The organism is Microbacterium sp. NPDC056736, from assembly GCF_042790415.1.
Lineage (GTDB): Bacteria > Actinomycetota > Actinomycetes > Actinomycetales > Microbacteriaceae > Microbacterium.
Genome location: NZ_JBHTZE010000003.1, coordinates 418,740 through 443,086 on the forward strand (window position 1 = coordinate 418,740; position 24,347 = coordinate 443,086).

A 24,347-nucleotide genomic window follows, 5' to 3' on the forward strand; every position below is an offset into this window, starting at 1 on the left:
GCTAGGGTGGGAACGCCCCTATAGCTCAGTTGGTTAGAGCAACGGACTTCAACAACAAAATGGAGCGCCGGCGCAGAAATGCGTCGGATGACCGCCGCTATATGCTGGAACACCCTGATAGCCCGAGGTACTCGCCACGTGTCTGAACGACACCTGGCAGTGAAAATCCGAGGGATTGGGCAATCAGCAGGTAACCGCAAGGGAACCTCAGAGACTACACGCGGCGCACCTGACCGGCCCGGCCGAAGGTGAAGATATAGTCCAGACTGCAAGCCGGAGACGGTGGCTGGGGAAACTCAGTGCAGCAGGTTAATCCGTGGGTCCAGGGTTCGAGCCCCTGTGGGGGCACCACGCCGTCTCGGCTCCTTGCGCCACGCGCCTCATGCCACGCGCCTGGCCCGCCCCTCTGGCGCGTTGGGCAGGCCATTCGCTAGGGTCCGTGGCATGACGCCCCAGATCGGTGTGGACGGGCCGGCTTCCGATGCGCTGCTGGCGGCAGGGCGCTTCTTCACCAGATGGGACCAGACCGCCGATCACCGCGCGGCGTTCCTGGAGGGCGGGCGCGAGGGCGACGCCTTCTACCGCGACCGATGGAGTCACGACAAGGTCGTGCGCTCGACGCACGGCGTGAACTGCACGGGCTCGTGTTCGTGGAAGGTGTACGTCAAGGACGGCATCATCACGTGGGAGGCCCAGGAGACCGACTACCCGAGCGTCGGGCCCGACCGTCCCGAGTACGAGCCCCGCGGCTGCCCCCGCGGGGCTGCGTTCTCGTGGTACACCTACTCGCCGACCCGCGTCCGCTACCCGTACGTCCGCGGCGTGCTGCTCGAGGAGTACCGGGCCGCCAAGGCGCGCGGCAACGACCCCGTCGAAGCGTTCGGCGAGATCACGAAGGACCCCGAGAGGCGCCGCCGCTATCAGCGGGCCCGCGGCAAGGGCGGGCTCGTGCGCGCGTCGTGGCACGAGGCGGTCGAGCTCGTCGCGGCCGGCTACGTCCACACCATCAAGGAGTACGGACCCGACCGGGTCGCCGGCTTCTCGCCCATCCCGGCGATGTCGATGGTCTCGCACTGCATCGGCACGCGCTTCACGCAGCTGGTCGGCGGGGTCATGACGTCGTTCTACGACTGGTACGCCGACCTGCCCGTCGCGAGCCCGCAGGTCTTCGGCGATCAGACGGACGTTCCCGAGTCCGGCGACTGGTGGGACGCCACGTACCTCATGATGTGGGGCTCGAACGTGCCCGTCACCCGCACGCCCGACGCGCACTGGATGGCGGAGGTGCGCTATCGCGGCACGAAGGTCGTGACGGTGAGCCCCGACTACGCCGACAACACGAAGTTCGCCGACGAGTGGCTGCCCTGCCAGGCGGGCACCGACGCGGCGCTGGCGATGGCGATGGGGCACGTCGTGCTGAAGGAGAACTACGTCGACCGCCGTGTGCCGTTCTTCGCCGACTTCGCCCGGCAGTACACCGACCTCCCCCACCTCGTCCGTCTCGTCGAGCGAGACGGCGCCTTCGTGCCGGGGAGGTTCCTCACTTCGAAGGACCTCGGCGGCGACACCCCCGAGGACGCGTGGAAGACGGTGGTGCTGGATGCCGCGACCGGCGGACCGCGCGTCCCCAACGGATCGATGGGCTTCCGGTACGCCGCGTCGGGTGAGGGCCGCTGGAACCTCGATCTCGAGGGCGTCGAGCCGGCGCTGTCGATCGCCGACCTCGGCACGCCGGGCGAGCCGGTCGAGGTGCTGCTCCCCCGCTTCGACTCGGCGGACGGGTCGGGCGGGGTGCTGCGCCGCGGGGTTCCCGCGACCCGCGTCGACGGCATCCTCGTCACGACCGTGCTCGACCTCATGCTCGCCCAGTACGGCGTCGCGCGCGACGGGCTGCCCGGCGAATGGCCGTCGGGGCTCGACGACGCCGAGACGCCGTACACGCCCGCCTGGCAGGAGGAGATCACCGGCGTGCCCGCGCAGGCGTGCACGCGCATCGCGCGGGAGTTCGCAGCCAACGCCGTCGAGTCCGGCGGCCGCTCGATGATCATCATGGGCGCCGGGATCTGCCAGTGGTTCCACGGGGATGCCACGTACCGGGCGATCCTCGCGCTGCTGATCCTGACGGGGTCGATGGGCCGCAACGGCGGCGGCTGGGCGCACTACGTCGGGCAGGAGAAGTGCCGCCCGATCACGGGCTGGCTCTCGCTCGCGAACGCCCTGGACTGGTCCAGGCCGCCCCGCACGATGATCGGCACGGCCTACTGGTACATGCACACCGACCAGTGGCGCTTCGACGGGTACTCCGCCGACGCCCTCGCCTCGCCCCTGGCCGAGGGCAACCTCGCCGGCATGCACACCGCCGACACGATCGCCCAGTCCGCGCGCCTGGGCTGGATGCCGTTCTACCCGCAGTTCGACGTCAACCCGCTCGACCTCGCCGATCGGGCCGATGCGGCGGTGGCGAACGGGGAGGCGGCGGATGCGGCATCCTTCGTCGCCTCGCAGCTCCAGTCCGGCGACCTGCAGCCGGCGATCTCCGACGTCGACGCCCCGCAGAACTGGCCGCGTCTGCTCACGCTGTGGCGGTCCAACCTCATGGGCTCCAGCGCGAAGGGCAACGAGTACTTCCTGAAGTACCTGCTCGGCACGCACAGCAACGTCATGGCCACCGACGAGGCGAGCGTGCGGCCGAACGACGTCGCCTGGCGCGACGAGATCCCCGAGGGCAAGCTCGACCTGCTGGTGTCGGCCGACTTCCGCATGACCTCGACGACCCTGCTGTCGGACGTCGTCTTCCCCGCGGCCACGTGGTACGAGAAGCACGACCTGTCGTCGACCGACATGCACCCGTTCGTGCACGCGTTCACCCCGGCGATCGACCCGCCCTGGGAGGCGAAGAGCGACTTCGACCTGTTCCACGCGATCGCCGAGGAGTTCTCGGCGCAGGCGCGCACCCACCTCGGCACCCGCCGCGACCTGGTGTCGGTGCCGATGCAGCACGACACGCCCGGTGAGACGTCGCAGCCGGGCGGGGAGGTGCGCGACTGGGCGCGCGGGGACGGCGCCGGCGTCCCGGGCAGGACCATGCCGCAGTTCACGGTGGTCGAACGGGACTACACCGCGATCGCCGACAAGCTCGCCGCCGTCGGGCCGCTGGCCGACACGCTCGGGTTCACGATCAAGAACGTGACCTACGACGTCGCGCACGAGGCCGTGCGACTGGCGCAGAAGAACGGGGTGATGCTCGGCGGCGCGGCCGACGGCCGCCCCGCGATGGACACCGACGTCAAGATGGCCGAGGCGATCCTCGCCTTCTCGGGCACGACCAACGGCGAGCTGGCCGCCCAGGGGTTCCGCACGCTGGAGAAGCGCGTCGGCAAGCCCCTCGCCGACCTCGCCGAGGGCTCCGAGGAGAAGCGGATCACGTTCGCGATGACGCAGGCGGCGCCCGTGCCGGTGATCACGTCGCCGGAGTGGTCGGGCTCCGAGACCGGCGGGCGGCGGTATGCGCCGTTCACGGTGAACATCGAGCGCCTGAAGCCGTTCCACACCCTCACCGGCCGCATGCACTTCTACCTCGACCACGCGTGGATGCGCGATCTCGGCGAGGCGCTGCCGATCTACCGCCCGCCCCTGGACATGCACCGGCTGTTCGGCGAGCCCAAGCTCGGTCCGGACGGTGCGCAGCAGGTGGTGGTGCGCTACCTCACTCCGCACTCCAAGTGGTCGATCCACTCGGAGTACCAGGACAACCTCTTCATGCTGTCGCTGTCGCGCGGCGGCCCGACGGTGTGGATGAGCCCCGCGGATGCCGCGGCCATCGGCGCCGCCGACAACGACTGGGTCGAGTGCGTCAACTCGAACGGCGTGCTCGTGGCGCGGGCGATCGTGTCGCACCGCATGCCCACGGGCGTGGTCTACGTGCACCACGCGCAGGAGCGCACGATCGACGTGCCCAAGTCCGAGGCGACCGGCCGGCGCGGCGGCATCCACAATTCCGTCACGAGGCTGCTGGTCAAGCCCACGCACCTCATCGGCGGGTACGCGCAGCTGTCGTACGCGTTCAACTATCTGGGACCGACGGGGAACCAGCGCGACATGGTGGCGACGGTGCGCCGCCGCTCGCAGGAGGTGGTGTTCTGATGCGCGTGATGGCCCAGATGGGCATGGTGATGAACCTGGACAAGTGCATCGGATGCCACACCTGCTCGGTCACGTGCAAGCAGGCGTGGACGAACCGGGCAGGCACCGAGTACGTGTGGTTCAACAACGTCGAGACGCGCCCCGGCCAGGGCTATCCCCGCCGCTACGAGGACCAGGAGCAGTGGCGCGGCGGCTGGACGCTCAACAAGCGCGGCCGGCTGTCGCTGCGCACCGGCAGCCGCCTGAAGCGCCTCCTCACGATCTTCTCCTCGCCCGTGCAGCCGAAGCTCGAGGACTACTACGAGCCCTGGACCTACGACTACGAGACGCTCATCGACGCGCCCCTGGGCGACGACTTCCCGGTCGCCCGGCCGAAGTCCCTCATCACCGGCGAGGACACGAAGATCACGTGGTCGGCGAACTGGGACGACGACCTCGGCGGGGCCTCGGAGATGGGACACCTCGATCCCATCGTCCAGCGCGTGCGGCGCGAGTCCGAAGACAAGATCAAGCTGCAGTTCGAGAAGACGTTCATGTTCTACCTGCCCCGGATCTGCGAGCACTGTCTCAATCCGTCGTGCATGGCTTCGTGCCCGTCGGGCGCGATCTACAAGCGCGCCGAGGACGGCATCGTGCTCGTCGATCAGGACCGCTGCCGCGGCTGGCGCCAGTGCATCACCGGCTGCCCGTACAAGAAGATCTACTTCAACCACAAGACCGGCAAGGCCGAGAAGTGCACGCTGTGCTACCCGCGCCTCGAGGTCGGCATCCCGACGGTCTGCTCCGAGACGTGCGTCGGACGACTGCGCTACCTCGGCCTGTTCCTCTACGACGCCGACCGCGTCACCGAGGCTGCCTCCACGCCCGATCCGAAGGATCTCTACGAGGCGCAGCTCGACCTCATGCTGGACCCGAACGACCCCGAGGTGATCGCGGCGGCCCGCGCGCAGGGCGACATCCCCGAGGACTGGATGGATGCCGCCCGCCGCTCCCCCGTCTACGCCCTGGCGAAGACCTACAAGGTGGCGCTGCCGCTGCACCCCGAGTACCGCACGATGCCGATGGTCTGGTACATCCCGCCGCTGTCGCCGATCGTCGACCTGCTGCGCGACCAGGGCCACGACTCGGAGGCCGCCGGCACGCTGTTCGGAGCCATCGAGGCGCTGCGCATCCCGGTCGAGTACTTGGCCGAGCTCTTCACCGCCGGCGACACCGACGTCATCACCGGCGTCCTGTGGCGCCTGGCGGCCATGCGCTCGTACCTGCGCGACATCACGCTCGACCGCGAGCGCGACGAGTCCATCCCCGCGGCCGTCGGCATGACCGGCGAGTCGATCTACGCGATGTACCGGCTCCTCGCGATCGCGAAGTACGAGGACCGCTACGTGATCCCGACCGCCCACTACGAGCGGGCGCACGAGCTCGAGGAGCTCGGGTGCTCGCTCGACTTCGACGGCGGGCCGTACGGCAACGAACCGGGCATGTTCGGCGAGGCCAGCGGCCGGCCGGTGCCGGTCGCGGTCGAGACCTTCCATGCCCTCAAGGAGCGACAGACCTCCGACGCCGCGGCGAGCGACGAGTCGCTGCGAGGCCGTGTCAATCTCCTGAACTGGGACGGCAACGGCGCGCCGCCCGGCCTGTTCCCCCCTCGGGATCAGGGGACGGATGCCGCTGCCGGAGGCGCTCCGTGAACGTCCGGGTGGTCTACCAGGCGGCGTCGCTGTGCCTGAGCTACCCCGACGACGGCGTGCTGGGGTCGTCGGCGCTGATCGGCCGGGCCGTGAGCGAAGCGGCGCCGCGGGCCGCGGCATCCTTCGCCCCTGTGCTCGAATGGTGGGCGAACACCCCGGCCGCCGACGTGCAGGCCGTGTATGTCGACACGTTCGACATGTCGCGTCGCCACGCGCTGTATCTCAGCTACTGGACCGACGGCGACACCCGCCGGCGCGGTGCCGTGCTGGCCGATCTGAAGCGCCGCTACCGCGAAGCGGGGCTGGCGATCGACGGCACGGGCGAGCTGCCCGACTTCCTGCCGCTCGTGCTCGAGTTCGCCCGGCATGCGCCCGGCGAAGGGGCCGCCCTGCTGCAGGAGTATCGCCCGAGCCTGGAGCTCATCCGGCTGGCGCTCGGCGAGCGCGGATCGCCGTACGCCGGCGTGGTGGCCGCGGTGTGCGACACCCTCCCCGGCCGCTCCCCCGCGGACCGCCAGCAGGCGATGGCGATGGCCGCCGCCGGACCGCCGCGCGAGTCGGTCGGGCTCGACGCGCATGACCCGCGGCTCCTGCCGCTCGAGCCGGTCGGGAGGCGCTGATGGAGCTCTTCCTGTGGGGCATCCTGCCGTACCTCATGGTCGCGGTGCTCATCGGCGGCACGGTCTGGCGCTACCGCTACGACCAGTTCGGCTGGACGACGCGCTCCTCGCAGCTGTACGAGTCGCGGCTGCTGCGCATCGGCTCGCCGCTGTTCCACTTCGGGATCCTCGTCGTGATCATCGGGCACGTCGTGGGGCTCGTCATCCCGAAAGCGTGGACCGACGCGCTCGGCGTCTCGGAGGACATGTACCACCTCGCCGCGCTCGGCCTGGGGACGGTGGCCGGCTTCGCCACGCTCGTCGGGGTCGGCATCCTGATCTACCGCCGCCGCACCACCGGACCGGTGTTCATGGCGACGACGAAGAACGACAAGACCATGTACGTCGTGCTGGTGGCGGCGATCGTCGCGGGCCTGGCCACGACGGTGCTGAGCGTCATCGGCCCGCCGCACGAGACGACGTACCGCGAGACGGTGGCCCCGTGGTTCCGGTCGCTGTTCGTGTTCCAGCCGGACATCGCGGCGATGAGCCATGCGACGCTCGACTTCCAGATCCACACCGTCATCGGCATGGTGCTCTTCATGATCTGGCCGTTCACGCGGCTCGTGCACGCATTCACGGCGCCGGTGCACTACCTGTTCCGCCCGTACATCGTCTACCGCTCGCGTGACGGGCGACCGACGACGGCGCGCGGCATCCGCCGCGGCTGGGCGCCCGTGGGCACCACCGACCGCACTCCCGACCGCAAGGCCTCGACCACGGGCAAGACCGGAGGACGACGATGACCACGGATGCTGCCGCCACCGCCGCGACGGGCACTCGAGAGCTGCCGGGCCGCACGAAGAACCTCCTCCTCGCCCTGCTGGCGTTCACCATCACGTTCTGGGCGTGGAACATGGTCGCGCCGCTCGCGGTGCAGTACACCGCCGAGATGGGACTGACGTCGACGGAGGCCTCGCTCCTCATCGCGACACCGGTGCTGGTCGGTTCGCTCGGCCGCATCCTCACCGGCGCGTTCACCGATCGGTTCGGCGGCCGACTCATGTTCACGATCCTGACCGCGGCGTCGGCCGTGCCCGTCGTGCTCGTCGCACTGGCGGGCGTGTGGGGGTCCTACGCGCTCATGATCGCCTTCGGCTTTCTGCTCGGTATCGCCGGCACGACCTTCGCGATCGGCATCCCCTTCGTCAACGCCTGGTACGAGCCCGCCAAACGCGGCTTCGCCACGGGCCTCTTCGGCGCCGGTATGGGCGGCACCGCGCTGTCGTCGTTCTTCACCCCGCGCATGGTCGCGTGGTTCGGCTACGTCGCGACGCACGTCATCATCGCTGTCGCCCTGCTGGTGGTCGCGGTCATCGTGTGGCTGTTCCTGCGTGACTCGCCGCTGTGGAAGCCGAACAAGGCGCCGGTCATGCCGAAGCTCAAGGCCGCGTCGAAGCTCGCCGTCACGTGGCAGATGGCGTTCCTCTACGCGGTGACGTTCGGCGGCTTCGTGGCCTTCTCGACCTACCTGCCGACCTACCTCAAAGAGGTCTACGGGTACGACCTCGCCGACGCCGGCGCGCGCACCGCGGGCTTCGCGATCGCGGCGGTGATCGCCCGGCCCGTCGGCGGCTGGCTGTCGGACCGCATCGGACCGGCGACCGTGCTCAGCATCTCGCTCGGCGGCGCCGCGGTGATGGCCGTCGTGATCGCCCTCCAGCCGCCTCCCGAGCTGGCGGCGGGAGCATCGTTCGTGCTGATGGCCCTGTTCCTCGGCCTCGGCACCGGCGCGGTGTTCACGTGGGTCGCGCAGCGCGCCCCCTCCGAACGGGTCGGCACGGTCACCGGCATCGTCGGCGCCGCCGGCGGACTCGGCGGCTACTTCCCGCCGCTCGTCATGGGCGCGACGTACAACGCGGAGGCCCATAGCTACACAATCGGGCTCAGCCTGCTGTGCCTCACCGCCCTCGTGGCGCTGGGCTTCGTGATCTTCCTGGCACGGCGGGATCGCCGGGCCGCGTCCTAGCCGGGCACAGCATCGGAGGTCGCGAGCGCCACGCCGGGTCGGCGGCCGGGCGCTCGGCGTGTCGGCGGAAACCTCCGACGCTGTGCACGCCGCCCGCCAGACGCCGGGTCACCTACCGCCCGGTGAGACCGGATTCCGCCAGCTCGGCTCCCGCGTGCGCCAACTCGGCCAGGGCCGCGTCGCTGGATTCGGCGGCGACGCCCGCGACGAGGTCGGTGAGGATGCGCACGTGCCGTCCGTGCTCGATCGCGTCGAGTGCCGACGCGCGCACGCAGTAGTCGGTCGCGATGCCGGCGATGTCGACGTCCACCACGCCGTTCTCCTCGAGCAGGTGCGCGACCGTCTCGCCGTCGTCGGTCGTGCCTTCGAACAGCGAGTACGCCGGCACGCCCTGCCCCTTCTTGACGTGGTGCGTCACCGCCGACGTGTCGAACCCCGGGTCGTACTCCGCCCCCTCGGTGCCGCCCACGCAGTGCACCGGCCACGTGTCGACGAAGTCGGGCTCCGAGTGGAAGTGCCCCCCGTTGTCGCCCTCGGCGTGGTGCCAGTCACGCGAAGCGACGATCACGGCGTAGTCCTCGGCGTGGGTGACGAGGAACTCGGTGATGCGCTGCGCGACGGCGTCACCGCCTTCCACTCCGAGCGCACCCCCCTCGGTGAAGTCGTTCTGGACGTCGACGATGAACAGCGCCTTGCTCATGGTTCGAGCGTACGCCGGTCCTCCGGACCGCGCCGCCAGAGCTTCGAGGGCCACCAGATCGCCCTGCCGATGTCGTACGAGAGCGCCGGCACCAGCAGCGAGCGCACGATGAAGGTGTCCAGCAGCACGCCGAAGGCGACGATGAAGGCGATCTGCGCGAGGAACAGGATCGGGATGACGCCGAGCGCCGCGAACGTCGCCGCGAGCACCAGTCCCGCCGACGTGATGACGCCGCCTGTCGCCACGAGGCCACGCAGGATGCCCGGCCGCGTGCCGTGGACCAGCGACTCCTCGCGCACGCGCGACATCAGGAAGATGTTGTAGTCCACGCCGAGCGCCACCAGGAACACGAAGCCGAAGAGCGGCACCGCCGGGTCGGCTCCGGGGAATCCGAAGACGTTGTTGAAGACGAGGGCGCTCACCCCCAGCGCCGTCGCGAACGACAGGATGACGGTGGCGATGAGCAGCACGGGGGCCAGCACCGAGCGCAGCAGCAGCATCAGGATCAGGAGGATCACGACGAGCACGACCGGGATGATGACGCTGCGATCGCGGGTGGACGTGTCGTTGGTGTCGATGTCGGTGGCGGTCTCGCCTCCGACGATCGCCGTACCGGCGCCGAGCGTCTCGTCGAGGTCGGCGCGGAGTTCGCGAACCTGGTCCTCGGCGGCGACGGAGTCCGCGGCATCCGTCAGCGTCCCGATCACGAGCACGTCGCCGTCCGCGACGGTCGCCTCCGGCGCCGGCGTGCCGGGCGGACCGACCGCGGTGAGCACCGCCTCGCCGTCCTCGACGGTCACCGCGGCCTGACCGGTGGGCGATTCCTCCGAGGCGACGGCGACCGAGTCGATTCCGTCGGCATCCTCCAGCACCTGCGCGGTGTCGGCCAGGTCGCCCTCGGGCACGATGACGTACACCGGCGATCCCGAACCCGCCGGGAAGTGCTCGGCGAGCACCTCCTGGCCGTCGCGGGCCTCCGAGGCTCCCAGCACGAGCTCGCTCGTGGAGACGCCGTCGGCTTTGAGCTGCGTGATGCCGAAGGCGCCGGCCAGCAGCACGATCGTGCAGGCGATCCACACCGTCCGCGCGTTGCGGGCGACGAAGCGCGCCTGCCGCGGCCACAGACCCTTCACCGGCTGAGTGAGGTCCTCGGGGATGGTCGCGAGCGGTTCCTTGGGGATGAACGGCCAGAATGCCGCGCGTCCGCACAGCGCCAGCAGTGCGGGCAGGAACGTCAGCGCCGACAGCACCGAGAAGGCGATGCCGATCGATGCGATCGGGCCCAGCGCCCGGTTGGTGGCGAGGTCCGACAGCAGGAGGCACAGCAGACCCGCGATCACGGTGCCGCCCGAGGCGAGGATGGGCTCGAACGATCCACGCCACGCCGCCAGCGTGGCATCCCACTTCCCCATCCCGGCGGCGATCGCCTCGCGGAACCGGGCGACGTACAGCAATGCGTAGTCGGTCGCCGCGCCGATCACGAGGATGAAGAGGATGCCCTGCACCTGCCCGTTGAGCACGACGATGCCCGCGTAGGCGAGCCACCACACCGTCAGCAGGGCCGCACAGAGCGCGAAGACGGAGGTCGACAGCACGAGGACGGGCAGCAGCGGCGAGCGGTACACCACCACCAGGATCAGGAAGACGGCGATGAGCGCGACGGCCAGCAGCAGCCCGTCGATGCCGAGGAAGCCCTCCGCGAGGTCGGCGGTGAAGCCCGCGGGACCAGTGACCCAGCCCTCGAGGCCCTCGGGCAGGTTCTCGGAGAGCAGCGTGCGCATCTCGTCGACGGTCTCCCCGACCTCGGCCGAGGAGTCGATGGGCACGAAGATCTGCACGGCCTCACCGTCGTCCGAGGGAACGGGCGGTGAGACGTCACCGGCGACGGCGTCGAGGGCGGCGATGTCGTCGACGACGGACTGCACCTGCGCGATCTCGTCCTCGGTCAGCTCGCCTTCTCCGGTGACGACGATCACCGCAGGGATGCTCTCCTCGCCCAGGAAGTCGGCGAGCCGCTCGTTGACCTTGGTGGCGTCGGCGCTCTCGGGCAGGAACGTCGAACGGTCATTGGAGGACACCTCGTCGACCTTGCCGAAGTAGGGCCCGCCGATCGAACCGGCCGCCAGCCAGATGAGGGTGAGGAGCACCGGGATGCCGATGCGCAGCCAGCGGGAGGGACCGCGGCGAGCTTCCTTCTGGACGTGCATATCGCTAGCCTATCTAGCGAAATAAGTTTGCTGCGACCCGTACGAGTCCACGCTTCTAAGCTGATTCACGATGCTGCCCGCCGCCGTCGCCCTCCTCGGCGCGCTGACCTACGGCGCGATGCGGCGGCCAATGCGCTCATCCTGCTCGCGCTGAGAACGGGGGACCTCGCCGTCGTGTCGGCGCTCACCGCCCTGTATCCGGCCGGCACCATCATCCTGGCCTCCGTCGTGCTGCGCGAGCGCGTCGCCGCGGTTCAGTGGGTGGGGCTGGGACTCGCGTTGACGGCCGGCGGTCTGCTCGCGATCGCGTGACGCCCGCAGGTCGGGCGCACCCGGGCTCAGCCGCGGACGAACAGCATGATCAGCGACGTGGCCAGCGCGACCACGCCGAGGCCGAGCAGGCCCATCGCCAGCCGCGCCACCGCCCGCACGGCAGGCGAACCCTGGGTCAGCCGCATCCGGTCGAGGGACCCCCGTCGCACGAACACGTCCGCCGTGTCGGCGTCGCCGATCTCGTGCTCCTGCTCGTGGGTGAGGTGGGCCTCGCCCACTCCGCCTTCGTCGTCGAACCAGCGGGCGACGCGTCCGTGCGGCGACTCCTCGACGACGGCGCGCGCCGGGACCCACGTGCCGTCGAAGAGGTACATGATGAGCGCCACGCCCGCGAGCAGGGCGCCCAGGCCGAAGCCGATCCACGAGAAGATCTCGGCGAGGGCGTCGATCGCCTGGGGCACCGCACCACCGTCCTTCGGATACGGAAAACGGCCGCCGCGGCGGCCGCTTCCGGTTCTGAGCCACCTAAGGGAATCGAACCCTTGACCTATTCATTACGAGTGAATCGCTCTGCCGACTGAGCTAAGGTGGCGCGCCCCGCTTGCGCGATGCACAAGCAACGATCTTACAGCCTCCGGCGGGTGCTCGCGAACCACGGCCCTCGTCTCACTCGCACCGCAGACCGTCCTCGGGAGGCGTGCCCTCGAGGAGATAGGTCTCGACCGCGGCGTCGACGCAGCTGTTGCCCTTGTTGTAGCCGGTGTGCCCCTCGCCCACGCGCGTCACGAGCACACCCGACGAGAGCTGATCGGCAAGCGATACCGACCACTCGTACGGTGTCGCCGGATCGTTGGTGGTGCCGACCACGACGATGGGCGCGGCGCCCTCGGCGGCGATGGGCTCGCGGACGCCGGTGGCCGGGTACGGCCAGACCTCGCACGGATCGGGGCCCTCCCAGTACGGCGCGATCGTCGGCGCCTCGGCGGCGAGCAGGGCCTCCGCCGCGGCCTCGGCCTCCGGTGTCGCGTCCACCGGGTAGTCCATGCAGTTGTACGCCCGGAAGGCCTCGGTCTGATTGTTGAGGTACGTGCCGTCCTCGCGGTCGTAGTAGATGTCGGCGAGCTGGAAGGCCGCGGCGGGATCGCCGGCAAGCGTCTCAGCCAGCGCGAACGTCAGGAAGCTCCAGCTGTCGGGCGAGTACAGCGCTGCGACGATCGCGGTCATGAGCGTGTCGGCGCCCAGCAGGCGGCCGTCGGCGCCCGGCAGCGGATCGCGGTCGACCGCGGCCAGGAGCGTGCCGAGGTCGGCCATCGCCTCGTCCACCGTCCCTCGGAAGGGACACTCGTCGTCCTGGATGCAGTCGGCCATGTACGCCCGCAGCGCAGACTCGAAGCCGAGACCCTGGGTGAGGCCCACGTCGATCCCGGGGATCGACGGATCGATGGCGCCGTCGAGCACGAGGCGCCCCACCTTGTCGGGGAACAGCTTGGCGTAGGTCGCTCCCAGGAAGGTGCCATAGGAGTAGCCGAGGTAATTCAGCTCGGTGTCGCCGAGCACCGCGCGGATCAGATCCATGTCGCGGGCGGCGTTCTCGGTGGTGATGTACGGCAGGATGCCGTCGCTGTTCGCCTCGCACGCCTCGGCGAAGTCCGTGTGGGCCGCAAGAAGCTCGTCCGTCCAGGCCTCGGAGCCGCGCTCGCCTTCCGGGATGTCGAACAGGTAGGCGTCCATGTCGGTGTCGTCGTAGCAGGTCACCGCCGTCGACTCCCCGACCCCGCGGGGGTCGAACCCGATCGTGTGGAACTCCTGGCGCACGGGGTCGCTCACTGCGAAGGCCACCGAGTCCCGCACCAGCGAGACGCCGCTCGCCCCGGGTCCGCCCGGGTTCGTCAGCAGCGAGCCGATCGGCTCGCCCGCGCCCTCGGCGCGGCTGCGGATGATGGCCAGCTCGATCTCGCCCTTCGTGGGGTCCGCCCAGTCCAGCGGCGCCGTCACCGTGGTGCAGTCGAAGTCGTCGCACGCGGTCCAGTCGAGCGTCTGCGAGTAGAAGGGAAGCAGCTCGGGCGCCACCCCGGCGACATCGGGCGACTCGCTGGTCGCCGGCCGCGGCGTCGCATCGGGGATGGTCGCGTAGAGGCAGCCGCTCAGCGCGAGGGCGGCCGCGACGAGGCCGGCGAGGACCGTGGCGCCCTTCGACAGGCTCCGGGACCGAGGGCGGGGGCGGGTGCGGGTCACGGGGTCCTTCCGCTGGCGACGGTGATGAGCATGCTCTCGAGGGCGAGCACGGGGGCGGCGTTGAGTTCGAGGTTCTCCCGCGTCGCCGCGATCCGGTCGACGACGGCGAGCGTGCGCTCCGGCGTCCATGCGGCCGCCAGCGCACGGAGCTCGGATTCGAGCTCGCGGTTGATGAGGTCGCCCTCGCGGCCGAACTGCAGCATGAGGGTGTCGCGGAACATCGATTCGAGGTCGGTGAGGACCCGGTCGATCCCGTCGCGCAGACTGCGTGTCGCGCGGCGCTTCTGCTCGTCCTCGAGGGCCGACAGCTGCGACCGCACCGCAGGCGGCACGGCCGCGCCCTCGGCGATGCCGAGCGTGCGCAGGAGCGTCGCGCGCTCGGCCTCGTTGCGCTCGGCGGTGAGCGCTTTGGCGTCGTCGGCCGCCGCGGCGACGATGGCGCCCGCCACCTCGACGGCGTCGCCCACACCCCGTACGCCCAGCACACCGCGCAGGGTCGCGTCGCGGCGGGCGCGGGCCGCGGCATCCGTCGCCAGACGCTGCGCCATGCCGATGTGCCGCTGCGCATGCCGGGCGGACTGCTCGGCGATCGCGGGATCGGCGCCACTGCGCCGGACGATGAGCTCTGCGACGTCGTCGACGTCGGGTTCGCGCAGGCGCAGCGTGCGCACGCGCGAGCGGATCGTGGGCAGGAGGTCGGCGTCGCTCGGCGCGCACAGCACCCACACCGTGCGCTCGGGCGGCTCTTCGAGGGCCTTCAGCAGCACGTTGGAGGTGCGCTCCGCCATGCGATCGGCGTCTTCCATGACGATGACGCGATAGCGGCCGAGCGAGGGGGCGAAGTACGACCGCTCCACGAGCGCGCGCGCGTCCTTGATCGAGATGATGACGCCCTCGGTGCGCAGTGCGGTGAGGTCGGGGTGCGTGCCCGCGAGGACCTGCTGCATCGCGCGCTCGTCGCCGGGCTCGGCGATGAGGGCGGCGGCGAACGCGTGCGCGAGGATCGAGCGGCCCGAGCCGGGCGGGCCGGTGATGAGCCACGCGTGGGTCATCGATGCGGGGTCGGATGCCGCCTCCCGCAGCGTCGCCACCGCGGCGTCCTGCCCCCACACCTCGCGCCACGGCACGCCCAGGTCCGCGGCGTCGCGCGCATCGGGAGCGCCTGCGGCGGCGGGCTGGGTCGCGGCATCCATCCCGCCCAGCCTAACCGCCGCCTCCGACGCGAAGCCCCGGTCGCCGCGTCCGACGCGGACCTCCGGCACCGAGCCGATGGTCAGTGGAGCAGCGTCTCGACGCGGGTGCGCACGGCGGCGGCCAGGTCGGCCGCGGGCAGCGCGGCGTCGAGCACCAGGAAGCGCGTCGGCTCGGCTGCCGCGAGGGCCAGGAACTCCTCGCGCACGCGGGCGTGGAAGTGCTCCTCCTCGGCCTCCAGGCGGTCGAAGGGCTTGTCGTCGGCGTCCAGGCGCGACCGCGCGGCGGACGGGTCGAGGTCGAGGAGGACCGTCACGTCGGGGAGGAGCCCTTCGGTGGCCCACAGCGACAGCCGGCGGACCTCATCGCGCCCGAGCACACGGCCGGCGCCCTGATACGCCACGGACGAGTCGAGGTAGCGGTCCTGGATGACGACCTCGCCGCGCGCCAGCGCCGGACGGACCAGCGTCTGGACGTGATGGGCGCGGTCCGCCGCGTACAGCAGGGCCTCCGCGCGGGCGGACACCTCGCCGCGATGGTGCAGCACGATGTCGCGGATGAGCACGCCCACCTCGGTGCCCCCCGGCTCGCGGGTGCGCACGACGGTGCGGCCCGCCTGGGTCAGCCACTCCTCCAGGAGCGCCGCCTGCGTGGTCTTGCCGACGCCGTCCCCGCCTTCGAAGGTGACGAACAGCCCCTTCTCCGGTCGGCGACCGGCGGTGGGCGCAGGCGGCGTGTCCGCGTGCTCCGCCGTCACTTCTTGGCCGCGGTCTTGCGCGTGGTCGTGCGTCGCGCGGGACGCTTCGCGGGGCCCTTCGCCCGCTTGTCGGCGAGAAGCTGCACCGCGCGCTCGAACGTGACCTCCATCGCGTCCTCGCCGCGCGGGATCGTCGCGTTCGTCTCGCCGTCGGTGACGTACGGCCCGAAGCGGCCGTCCTTCAGCTTGATCGGCTTGCCGCTGGTCGGGTCGTTCTCGAACTCCTTGAGAGCCGAACTCGCACCGCGGGCGCCGTACTTCGGCTGCGCGTAGACGGCGAGCGCCTCCTCGAGCGTGATGTCGAAGATCTGCTGCTCGCTCTGCAGCGTCCGCGAGTCCGTGCCCTTCTTCAGGTAGGGGCCGTAGCGCCCGTTCTGCGCGGTGATCTCGGCGCCGCTCTCGGGGTCGACTCCCACGACGCGGGGCAGGTCGAGCAGCTGGAGGGCCGCGTCGAGGTCGATGGTGTCGACCGACATCGACTTGAACAGCGATGCCGTGCGGGGCTTCGGCGCCGCCTCCTTCTTCGCGCCGCGCTTCTTGGGCGCGGGCTCCGGCTCGGCGGCGACCACCTCTCCGGTCTCCTCGTCGACCTCTTCGTTCGCGGGCGGATCGGTCTCCTGGACGTAGGGGCCGAAGCGCCCGTCCTTCACCACCACGAGCTTGCCGTTGGCCGGGTTCTCCCCCAGCACGCGGTCGCCGGCGACGGGGGCGTCGATGAGCTCCTGCGCCTTGGCGGGGGTCAGCTCGTCGGGTGCGAGGTCTTCGGGGATGTTGACACGGCGGGGCTCGGCATCCGGATTCTCCTTGTCGGGCACCTCCAGGTACGGGCCGTACTTGCCGAACCGCAGCGTGGCGACCTCGCCGATGGGCGTGGAGTTGAGCGCGCGGGCGTCGATCTCGCCGAGGTTGTCGACGATGTTGCGCAGACCCACGTGGTCGGTGGAGCCGAAGTAGAACTCCTTGAGCCAGTCCTCGCGCTTCTGCTCTCCGCGGGCGATCGCGTCGAGGTCGTCCTCGAGGGCCGCGGTGAAGTCGTAGTCGACGAGGTCGGCGAAGTGCTGCTCCAGCAGCCGGACGACGCTGAACGCCAGCCAGCTCGGGATGAGCGCCTGCCCGCGCTTGGTGACGTACCCGCGGTTGAGGATCACGTCGATGATGCTCGCGAACGTCGAGGGCCGCCCGATGCCCTTCTCCTCGAGCGCCTTGACGAGGCTCGCCTCGGTGTAGCGCGGCTTGGGGCTGGTCGCGTGGCCCTTGGGCTCCACGTCGCGCAGCCGCAGCACGTCGCCCACCGACATCGCCGGAAGCGACTGGTCGTCGGACTTGTCGGCGTCGCCGCGCTTCTCGTCGCGGCCCTCCTCGTACGCCTCGAGGAAGCCCTTGAAGGTGTACACGGTTCCGGATGCCGTGAACTCCGCGCGCCGGGCGCCCGCGGCGACGTCGAGGGTCACCGTCGTCGTCTCGTACTTCGCGTCCGACATCTGGCTGGCCATCGTGCGCTTCCAGATGAGGTCGTACAGCCGCAGCTCGTCGCGGTCGAGCTGACCGGACACCTCGGAGGGCGTGCGGAACGTCTCGCCCGACGGACGGATCGCCTCGTGCGCCTCCTGGGCGTTCTTGCTGTTGTTGCGGTACGTGCGGGGGTTGAGCGGCACGGACGCGGCACCGTACATCGCGACCGCCTGCTCACGCGCGGCCTGGATGGCCTGCGTCGACAGCGCGGTGGAGTCGGTGCGCATATAGGTGATGTACCCCTTCTCGTAGAGCCGCTGCGCGACGCCCATGGCGTGCTTGGCGCTCATCGAGAGCTTGCGGCCGGCCTCCTGCTGGAGCGTGGATGTCGTGAAGGGGGGTTTGGGGCTGCGGGTTCCCGGCTTGGACTCGAGGGCGGTGACGGATGCCTCGCCCGCCGCTTCGATCGCGGCGGCGAGCTCGCGCACCTGGGTCTCGTCGAGGACGACGACGGCCTTCTTCAGCTGGCCCTTGTCGTCGAAGTCGGTGCCGCGGGCGAGCACCGCACCGTCCACGCGCGTCAGGCGGGTCGAGAAGGCCTCATCGATGCCCTGGGGGCGGTTGGGTGCGGCGAGCGCCTCGATGTCCCAGTACGACGCCGACACGAACGCCATGCGCTCGCGTTCGCGGTCGACGACCAGGCGCGTGGCCGCGGACTGGACGCGTCCGGCCGAGGTGCCCTGCTGCACCTTGAACCAGAGCACCGGGCTGACGTCCCAGCCGTAGAGACGGTCGAGGATGCGGCGGGTCTCCTGCGCGTCCACGAGCGCGAGGTCGAGTTCCCGGGTGTTGCCGACGGCGGCCTGGATCGCGTCCTTGGTGATCTCGTGGAACACCATCCGCTTGACCGGCACCTTCGGCTTGAGGGTCTGCAGCAGGTGCCACGCGATGGCCTCGCCTTCGCGATCCTCATCGGTGGCGAGCAGGAGCTCGTCCGCCCCCTTCAGCGCTCGCTTGAGCTCGGCGACGGTCTTCTTGCCGCGCTCGCTCTCGACGTAATAGGGGTCGAAGCCGTTGTCGATGTCGATCGAGTACTTCCCGTACGCCTGCTTCTTCTCAGCGGGGATGTCTCTCTTGTCCGCGAGATCGCGGATGTGGCCGACCGAGCTGAGCACCTCGTAGCCATCGCCGAGGTAGCCCTGGATCGACCTCATCTTCGTCGGTGACTCGACGATGACGAGCTTCTTGCCTTCTGCCAACGGGGGCGTCCTTTCTTCGACGCAAACCATACACGCCGCTTCTCGGTGCGAGCGCTGTGAGTCCGGATCACGGCGGCGGCCCGGCCCGGGCGATCGCGTGCGCGGTGAGGGGTCCGATGCGCAGCGAGACCGCCACCGTCGCGACGAGTTCGTCCAGGTCGCAGGTCTCGACGACCGCGCCGAACGTGGCGACGACCTCTGCCGCCCGATCGCACGGCGCACCCGGCACGGCGCCGGAGGCCGAGTCCGCCGCGGCGAGCGCGCCCGCGTCCGCCGCGGCGGCGATCCGCTGGCCGGCCACCGCTGCCGCGCCGACCGCCGCCAGGCCGCCGGTGAGCACGACCGCGCCGGCGGCCACGGCGGCCGCCGCGAGCGCGCCGGGCATCAGCCGCCTCCGTGGGACGCTGGTCCCCGCGCCGCGGCGAGCGCGCCGGTCACAGCCCACCCGCCAGCGCGCATCCCTCGGCGCTCACGCGCAGTCCCAGCAGGGCGGGCGCGGATGCCGCCACGCACACCAGGTCGCCGCGCGGTGAGATGTCGACGGACGCACCCGCGACGACGGCCGCCACGGCGTCCTGCGCGCGCGAGGCCGGCTCGCCGCGCGCGCTCAGGCGCGCGGCATCCGCCACCGCATCCTGCAGCCGCACCTGCCTCGAGGCCGCCGCCAGCGTGCCGACGCCCACGAGGAGCACGACCAGCACAGCGGGGAGTGCGACCGCGAACTCGGCGACGACCGACCCGCGGTCGTCGCCCGACCGCGCTCTCATCAGGCCACCGTGAGGGCTCGCCGCACGAGGTCCGTGAGGATGCCGCGCACTTCGTCGGAGCGCATGATGACGACGAGCAGACCGGCGAACGCCACCGCTGCCATTGTCGCGATGGCGTACTCGGCCGTGGCCGCGCCGGTGTCGTCCACCTCCCGAGGCAGGAACAGTCGCTCGGCTCGACGCCGCGTGAGGCGCGGCACGGTGGGCGTGGTGCGGAAGAGGGACATGGGGTCTCCGTTCGTTGTCGGTTGTGCGGGCACGGTCGGGGTGTCGAGGCCGTCCGGGCTGGGGCGGCAGCGGCCTCACAGCGTCAGCGACATCGTCGACATGACGCTCAGGAGCATCGGCGCGACGCCGAGAAGGAGGAACGCCGGCAGGATGCACACGCCCAGCGGGATCAGCAGCCTCGACGACAGCCGCGCGGCCCGAAGGCGCCCGTCGACGCGTGCCCGATGGCGGGCGTGGGCGGCCGAGGCCCGCAGCAGCTCGACGGCGGGCACGCCCGCCGACCGCGCGAGCGCCAGCACGCGGGCCACGTCCGCCGTCATTCCCGCAGCGGCGCGGTCGCCGGGGCCCTCGGCCCCGGCCGCTTCGACGCGGCTCTCGGACACGGCCGCGCCGACGGGGCGTGACCGGCCGACGGCCCGCGCATCCCGCACGACGGCGTGGGCGCGATCGATCGACACCCCGCCGCTCAGGGCGATGGCCACGAGCTCGGCGTCGAGTCCCGGAATGCCGCCTTCGGCGCGAGCGCGTGCGATCAGGCGGCCCGTCCACCGTCGCGCGAGCCCGAGGAGGATGCCGCCTGCGACGAGGCTCGCGATGCCGAGCGGGTTCGTGATGAGCGTTCCGAGCATGTCGAACCCGAGCAGAGCGCCGAGTCCGAGGGCCACGAGCGGCAGCCAGCCCATGAGCCGTGCCGTCCCGGCGGGTTCGGCGAGCGCGACGCGGACGTCGTCGGCCGCCTCGTGCGCGTCGCGCAGCGCGACGGCGATGCCCCGCAGCGAGTCCGCCAGCGGCGCGCCGACGACCGAGGCGACCTTGTAGGCCGCTGCGATCTCGCGCCACACCGGCGTGCCGATCCCGGCGATGGCCTCCGGCAGCGGCGAACCGTCGCGGTGCGCCGCCACGACGTGGGAGGCTGCGGCGTCGCCCGCCTGAGCGAGGTGCGCCCACGCGCGGGCGGGAGCCAGACCCGCCTGCAGCAGCACCGCCAGCTGGAGCACCGACTCGGCTGCCGCGTCCGCCTCCGCGCCGGGTGGTCCATCGCCGCGGCGGCGCCTCCCGCCCGCTGCCGCTGCCCGCTCGCGGCGGTGCGGCAGGGCGAGGCGAGGTGCCGCCGTCACTCCGCGTCCCATGGCCGCTCCTCGATGGCCAGCCGCCCCGACCGATCCACGACCGGGCGCCCGGTGCCGGCGACGCGGCGCACGCCGTCGGGTCCGCGCTCGACGTGGATGATGAGCCCGATCGCACTGGCGGTCTGCCTCGCCAGTGCGCGGTCGTCGAGCCCGGCCAGGGCGCCCAGCGCCTCCAGTCGCGCCGGGACGTCATGCAGGCTGTTGGCGTGCACGGTGCCGGCGCCGCCGTCGTGACCGGTGTTCAGCGCCGACAGCAGCTCGCGCACCTCCTCGCCGCGGCACTCCCCCACGACCAGGCGGTCGGGCCGCATGCGCAGCGCCTCGCGCACGAGTCTCGCGAGGCCGATGGCGCCGCTTCCCTCGATGTTGGGCTGCCGGGCCTCGAGCCGGACGTGGTGGGGGTGCGCGATGCGCAGCTCGGCGACGTCCTCGATCGTGACGATGCGCTCGTGGTCGGGCGTCTCGCCCAGAAGCGCCGCGAGGAGCGTCGTCTTCCCGGCGCCGGCCGCGCCGGTGACCAGCAGGTTGGTCCTGGCGGCGATCGCGCCCGCGAGGTGCCGCCGCACCTCGTCGCCGAACATCCCGGTGCGTTCCAGGGCATCGAGCGTCGGCAGGCCGACCCGCGGCACCCGTATCGAGATCATCGTCCCGTCAGGGGCGACGGGCGCCAGCACGGCATGCACGCGGATGCCGCCGTCCAGGCGGACGTCGACACACGGTGCAGCGTCGTCGAGGTGACGGCCACCGGCGCCGATGAGGTCGACGGCGAGATCGCGCACCTCTTCTTCTGTGGCGTGCCAGCCGGGCACCGCGACGACGCCGGCGCCGCGGTCGACAAAGAGGCCCGCGGTGCCGTTGACGAAGACGTCGGTGACTTCGGGATCGGCGAGGTGGGTCGCGAACGGCAGGAGGGCCGGGTCCCACGCCTCCCTCGGCGGCATGCTCGCCGGACGCCCGCGCTCCGGCGGTGTCGTCACGGGCCCCGGGCGCTCGGCGGCGTCGCGAGAGTCTCGCCGCTGGGGCACCCACGCCCCGCCCGACGAGCCGGGGGCAGCTTCGGCGTCCTGCGCGGTCTCGCCGACGCGGAACGAGGCCACGGCGGGCACCCGTCCGGCGGGGGCGGCCGGCGCGGAGCGGGTCGCGGCATCCGTCATCCGCCCCGCTGGCTCCCGCGAGGCGGAGCGGGGGCGGACGACGAAAGGAGCCGGCATGCCGTCGACGGTAGGGAACGCGGCGGCGCGCGCACCCGGCGATCACCGCATCGGTGGACGGCGATGCTGCGTGGACGGATGTGGAGGAGACTCCGGCCCGGCGGGGGGAGGCGCCTTCCGACCAGAAAATGAAGGCGGCATCCCATGGGGGGAATGGGATGCCGCCGTGCGCGGGCCCGAATTCGGGGGGTGACGTCGGGCGCCGCAATGCCAGAATCGAATGTTCGGCCACCGGTCAGCATAGGCGAGGCGAGGGGGGCCACCAAACGAAAAGGAGAGGATTCTCACCGATATATCGGTGCGAGTCCGATATCCGCAGCCACCTACTATCGGGGGTAGCCGCCCCCGAGCAGCCTGGGTACATTTCCTGGCAGACTCACCGGCACCCCGCCGGCCTCCCTCAAGCCCGCAAAGGAGCGCGCTCCCATGAGCGAACAGATTCCGGTCACGCACCCCGCCAGCAGCCAGATCGACCACCTGCTGAACGAGGATCGGCGCTTCGCCCCCAGCGCGGAGTTCGCCGGCAACGCCGTCGCGACGGCCGCCCTCTACGAGCGGGCGAAAGCCGACCGGCTGGGCTTCTGGGCCGAGCAGGCCCGCGACCTGCACTGGCACAAGCCGTTCACCCAGGTGCTCGACTGGTCGAACCCCCCGTTCGCCAAGTGGTTCGACGACGGCGAGCTGAACGTGGCCTACAACTGCCTCGACCGTCACGTCGAGGCGGGCAACGGCGACCGTGTCGCGCTGCTGTGGGAGGGCGAGCCCGGCGACGCGCGCCGGGTGACCTACGCCGAGCTGACCGACGAGGTCAAGCGGCTCGCCAACGTTCTGGAGGGCCTCGGCGTCGGCGCCGGCGACCGTGTCGCCATCTACATGCCCATGATCCCCGAGGCGATCGCCTCGATGCTCGCGGTCGCGCGCATCGGCGCCATCCACTCCGTCGTCTTCGGCGGGTTCTCCGCCGACAGCCTGCGCGCCCGCATCGACGACGCCGGCGCGAAGCTCGTCATCACCGCCGACGGAGGCTACCGCAAGGGCAAGGTCTCGCCGCTGAAGCCCGCCGTCGACCTCGCGCTCGGCGACCGCGGCGCGGGCGCGCAGGAGACGGTCGAGCACGTGCTCGTCGTCAAGCGCGGCCAGAACGAGGTGGACTGGACCGAGGGCCGCGACCTGTGGTGGCACGACGTCGTGCCGCAGGCATCGGGCGACCACGAGGCCCAGGCGTTCCCGTCCGAGAATCCGCTGTTCATCCTCTACACCTCGGGGACGACAGGAAAGCCGAAGGGCATCCTCCACACCTCGGGCGGGTACCTGACGCAGTCCGCGTTCACCAACAAGGTCGTGCACGACATCCACCCCGAGTCCGACGTCTTCTGGTGCACCGCCGACATCGGCTGGGTCACCGGGCACAGCTACGTCACGTACGGCCCGCTGGCCAACGGCGCGACGCAGGTGCTGTACGAGGGCACGCCCGACACGCCGCACCCGGGGCGCTGGTGGGAGATCGTGCAGAAGTACGGCGTCACCGTCCTCTACACGGCGCCGACCGCGATCCGCTCCTTCATGAAGCTGGGCCGCGCCATCCCCAAGCAGTACGACCTGTCGTCGCTGCGCCTGCTCGGATCCGTGGGCGAGCCCATCAACCCCGAGGCGTGGATGTGGTACCGCAAGATCATCGGCGGCAAGACGGCGCCGATCGTCGACACGTGGTGGCAGACCGAGACGGGCTCGATCATGATCTCCGCCCTCCCCGGCGTGACCGAGACGAAGCCGGGCTCCGCCCAGGTGCCGCTGCCCGGCATCTCGATCGACGTGGTCGACGAGGACGGCTCGCACGTCGGCAACGGCAACGGCGGGCTGCTGGTCGTCACCGAGCCGTGGCCGTCGATGCTGCGCGGCATCTGGGGCGACCCCGAGCGCTTCGCCGAGACGTACTGGGAGAAGTTCCGCACGCAGGGCTACTACTTCGCCGGCGACGGCGCCCGGCTCGACGACGACGGCGACGTGTGGCTGCTGGGTCGCGTCGACGACGTCATGAACGTGTCGGGCCACCGCCTGTCGACGACCGAGATCGAGTCGGCCCTCGTCGGCAACGAAGCCGTGGCCGAGGCGGCCGTCGTGGGCGCCTCCGACGAAACGACCGGGCAGGCCGTCGTCGCCTTCGTGATCATCAAGCAGTCGTACCTCGCGGAGCACGCGCCGGACGGCCTCGCCCAGAACCTGCGCGTCTGGGTCGGCGAGCAGATCGGCCCGATCGCCCGGCCGCGAGACGTCTACATCGTCGGAGAGCTGCCCAAGACACGCTCCGGCAAGATCATGCGGCGCCTCCTCCGCGACGTCGCGGAGGGCCGCGAGGTCGGCGACACCACGACGCTCGCCGACACGATGGTCATGTCGGTCATCTCGGCGCAGGTCCGGTAGGGGAACGAGAAGAGCGGATGCCGCAGCCCTGGGCTGCGGCATCCGCTCCGTCGT

At 71.2% G+C, this 24,347-nt stretch carries 19 protein-coding genes and 1 tRNA gene; 7 read left to right on the top strand and 13 right to left on the bottom strand.

Features of this window, described 5'->3' with window-relative positions; all coding sequences use genetic code 11:
• The first annotated feature begins 444 nt into the window (after window positions 1-444).
• The 5 genes from ACFRAL_RS09290 to ACFRAL_RS09310 are packed head-to-tail and all read left to right on the top strand — an operon-like array spanning window position 445 to window position 8,462.
• Entirely contained in the window at window positions 445-4,143 is a 3,699-nt protein-coding gene (locus ACFRAL_RS09290; protein WP_378882038.1) for a nitrate reductase subunit alpha, read from the top strand.
• Window positions 4,143-5,834 carry a nitrate reductase subunit beta gene (gene narH / locus ACFRAL_RS09295; protein WP_336396722.1) on the top strand — a complete coding sequence of 564 codons (1,692 nt, stop codon included), beginning with the start codon at window positions 4,143-4,145 and terminating at the stop codon, window positions 5,832-5,834. The genes ACFRAL_RS09290 and narH overlap by 1 nt, the downstream gene beginning before the upstream one ends.
• Entirely contained in the window at window positions 5,831-6,454 is a 624-nt protein-coding gene (gene narJ, locus ACFRAL_RS09300) for a nitrate reductase molybdenum cofactor assembly chaperone (protein ID WP_378882042.1), read from the top strand. The genes narH and narJ overlap by 4 nt, the downstream gene beginning before the upstream one ends.
• Window positions 6,454-7,239 (top strand): respiratory nitrate reductase subunit gamma, encoded by a 786-nt coding sequence (gene narI, locus ACFRAL_RS09305; protein WP_336396724.1) that lies wholly within the window; start codon window positions 6,454-6,456, stop codon window positions 7,237-7,239. Before narJ ends, narI begins: the two co-directional genes overlap by 1 nt.
• Window positions 7,236-8,462, top strand: a complete 1,227-nt coding sequence (locus ACFRAL_RS09310) for a nitrate/nitrite transporter (RefSeq protein WP_378882046.1) — start codon at window positions 7,236-7,238, stop codon at window positions 8,460-8,462. Before narI ends, ACFRAL_RS09310 begins: the two co-directional genes overlap by 4 nt.
• Before the next feature lie 112 nt (window positions 8,463-8,574).
• On the opposite strand, the gene ACFRAL_RS09315 is transcribed toward ACFRAL_RS09310, so the two are convergent.
• Both ACFRAL_RS09315 and ACFRAL_RS09320 read right to left on the bottom strand, forming a co-directional pair.
• Window positions 8,575-9,162 carry an isochorismatase family protein gene (locus ACFRAL_RS09315; RefSeq protein WP_336396726.1) on the bottom strand — a complete coding sequence of 196 codons (588 nt, stop codon included), beginning with the start codon at window positions 9,160-9,162 and terminating at the stop codon, window positions 8,575-8,577.
• The gene (locus ACFRAL_RS09320; protein ID WP_336396727.1) at window positions 9,159-11,369 is read right to left on the bottom strand and encodes an efflux RND transporter permease subunit; all 2,211 of its coding nucleotides are present in this window, start codon (window positions 11,367-11,369) and stop codon (window positions 9,159-9,161) included. The genes ACFRAL_RS09315 and ACFRAL_RS09320 overlap by 4 nt, the downstream gene beginning before the upstream one ends.
• Here ACFRAL_RS09320 and ACFRAL_RS09325 point away from each other — a divergent pair.
• A complete protein-coding gene (locus ACFRAL_RS09325) occupies window positions 11,364-11,681 on the top strand; it encodes an EamA family transporter (protein WP_378882049.1) in 318 nt (105 codons plus the stop codon). The genes ACFRAL_RS09320 and ACFRAL_RS09325 overlap by 6 nt on opposite strands.
• Window positions 11,682-11,707: 26 nt before the next feature.
• On the opposite strand, the gene ACFRAL_RS09330 is transcribed toward ACFRAL_RS09325, so the two are convergent.
• The 11 genes from ACFRAL_RS09330 to ACFRAL_RS09380 all read right to left on the bottom strand — a co-directional run bounded on the left by ACFRAL_RS09330 (window position 11,708) and on the right by ACFRAL_RS09380 (window position 21,872).
• On the bottom strand, window positions 11,708-12,103 hold the full coding sequence (locus tag ACFRAL_RS09330) for a hypothetical protein (RefSeq protein WP_336396729.1): 396 nt from the start codon (window positions 12,101-12,103) through the stop codon (window positions 11,708-11,710).
• Window positions 12,104-12,161: 58 nt separating this feature from the next.
• Window positions 12,162-12,234 (bottom strand) — tRNA-Thr (locus ACFRAL_RS09335).
• A gap of 74 nt (window positions 12,235-12,308) precedes the next feature.
• On the bottom strand, window positions 12,309-13,877 hold the full coding sequence (locus tag ACFRAL_RS09340) for an alpha/beta hydrolase (protein ID WP_378882052.1): 1,569 nt from the start codon (window positions 13,875-13,877) through the stop codon (window positions 12,309-12,311).
• Window positions 13,874-15,070, bottom strand: a complete 1,197-nt coding sequence (locus ACFRAL_RS09345) for a DNA polymerase III subunit delta' (protein ID WP_378882055.1) — start codon at window positions 15,068-15,070, stop codon at window positions 13,874-13,876. The genes ACFRAL_RS09340 and ACFRAL_RS09345 overlap by 4 nt, the downstream gene beginning before the upstream one ends.
• Window positions 15,071-15,150: 80 nt before the next feature.
• Window positions 15,151-15,825, bottom strand: a complete 675-nt coding sequence (tmk, locus tag ACFRAL_RS09350) for a dTMP kinase (protein ID WP_378882058.1) — start codon at window positions 15,823-15,825, stop codon at window positions 15,151-15,153.
• Complete coding sequence (gene topA / locus ACFRAL_RS09355; RefSeq protein ID WP_378882061.1) at window positions 15,822-18,536, bottom strand: type I DNA topoisomerase; 2,715 nt, start codon at window positions 18,534-18,536, stop codon at window positions 15,822-15,824. Before topA ends, tmk begins: the two co-directional genes overlap by 4 nt.
• A 67-nt stretch (window positions 18,537-18,603) precedes the next feature.
• Window positions 18,604-18,921, bottom strand: a complete 318-nt coding sequence (locus ACFRAL_RS09360) for a helicase (RefSeq protein WP_378882064.1) — start codon at window positions 18,919-18,921, stop codon at window positions 18,604-18,606.
• Between the two features lie 49 nt (window positions 18,922-18,970).
• On the bottom strand, window positions 18,971-19,303 hold the full coding sequence (locus tag ACFRAL_RS09365; RefSeq protein ID WP_378882067.1) for a TadE family type IV pilus minor pilin: 333 nt from the start codon (window positions 19,301-19,303) through the stop codon (window positions 18,971-18,973).
• The gene (locus ACFRAL_RS09370) at window positions 19,303-19,530 is read right to left on the bottom strand and encodes a DUF4244 domain-containing protein (protein WP_378882068.1); all 228 of its coding nucleotides are present in this window, start codon (window positions 19,528-19,530) and stop codon (window positions 19,303-19,305) included. The genes ACFRAL_RS09365 and ACFRAL_RS09370 overlap by 1 nt, the downstream gene beginning before the upstream one ends.
• A 75-nt stretch (window positions 19,531-19,605) precedes the next feature.
• Complete coding sequence (locus ACFRAL_RS09375; RefSeq protein ID WP_378882071.1) at window positions 19,606-20,661, bottom strand: type II secretion system F family protein; 1,056 nt, start codon at window positions 20,659-20,661, stop codon at window positions 19,606-19,608.
• Complete coding sequence (locus ACFRAL_RS09380) at window positions 20,646-21,872, bottom strand: TadA family conjugal transfer-associated ATPase (protein WP_378882074.1); 1,227 nt, start codon at window positions 21,870-21,872, stop codon at window positions 20,646-20,648. Before ACFRAL_RS09380 ends, ACFRAL_RS09375 begins: the two co-directional genes overlap by 16 nt.
• A 426-nt stretch (window positions 21,873-22,298) precedes the next feature.
• Here ACFRAL_RS09380 and acs point away from each other — a divergent pair, with 426 nt between their 5' ends.
• The gene (acs, locus tag ACFRAL_RS09385) at window positions 22,299-24,293 is read left to right on the top strand and encodes an acetate--CoA ligase (protein WP_378882077.1); all 1,995 of its coding nucleotides are present in this window, start codon (window positions 22,299-22,301) and stop codon (window positions 24,291-24,293) included.
• Window positions 24,294-24,347: the final 54 nt, after the last annotated feature.

Excerpts from the sequence above, each read along its gene's own strand:
- ACFRAL_RS09345 (WP_378882055.1), bottom strand. The coding sequence starts at position 15,070 with ATGGATGCCGCGACCCAGCCCGCCGCCGCAGGCGCTCCCGATGCGCGC.
- narI (WP_336396724.1), top strand. The coding sequence starts at position 6,454 with ATGGAGCTCTTCCTGTGGGGCATCCTGCCGTACCTCATGGTCGCGGTG.
- ACFRAL_RS09320 (WP_336396727.1), bottom strand. The coding sequence starts at position 11,369 with ATGCACGTCCAGAAGGAAGCTCGCCGCGGTCCCTCCCGCTGGCTGCGC.
- ACFRAL_RS09380 (WP_378882074.1), bottom strand. The coding sequence starts at position 21,872 with ATGCCGGCTCCTTTCGTCGTCCGCCCCCGCTCCGCCTCGCGGGAGCCA.
- ACFRAL_RS09370 (WP_378882068.1), bottom strand. The coding sequence starts at position 19,530 with ATGTCCCTCTTCCGCACCACGCCCACCGTGCCGCGCCTCACGCGGCGT.
- acs (WP_378882077.1), top strand. The coding sequence starts at position 22,299 with ATGAGCGAACAGATTCCGGTCACGCACCCCGCCAGCAGCCAGATCGAC.
- ACFRAL_RS09290 (WP_378882038.1), top strand. The coding sequence starts at position 445 with ATGACGCCCCAGATCGGTGTGGACGGGCCGGCTTCCGATGCGCTGCTG.
- ACFRAL_RS09375 (WP_378882071.1), bottom strand. The coding sequence starts at position 20,661 with ATGGGACGCGGAGTGACGGCGGCACCTCGCCTCGCCCTGCCGCACCGC.
- ACFRAL_RS09365 (WP_378882067.1), bottom strand. The coding sequence starts at position 19,303 with ATGAGAGCGCGGTCGGGCGACGACCGCGGGTCGGTCGTCGCCGAGTTC.
- ACFRAL_RS09310 (WP_378882046.1), top strand. The coding sequence starts at position 7,236 with ATGACCACGGATGCTGCCGCCACCGCCGCGACGGGCACTCGAGAGCTG.
- ACFRAL_RS09360 (WP_378882064.1), bottom strand. The coding sequence starts at position 18,921 with ATGCCCGGCGCGCTCGCGGCGGCCGCCGTGGCCGCCGGCGCGGTCGTG.
- narH (WP_336396722.1), top strand. The coding sequence starts at position 4,143 with ATGCGCGTGATGGCCCAGATGGGCATGGTGATGAACCTGGACAAGTGC.
- ACFRAL_RS09315 (WP_336396726.1), bottom strand. The coding sequence starts at position 9,162 with ATGAGCAAGGCGCTGTTCATCGTCGACGTCCAGAACGACTTCACCGAG.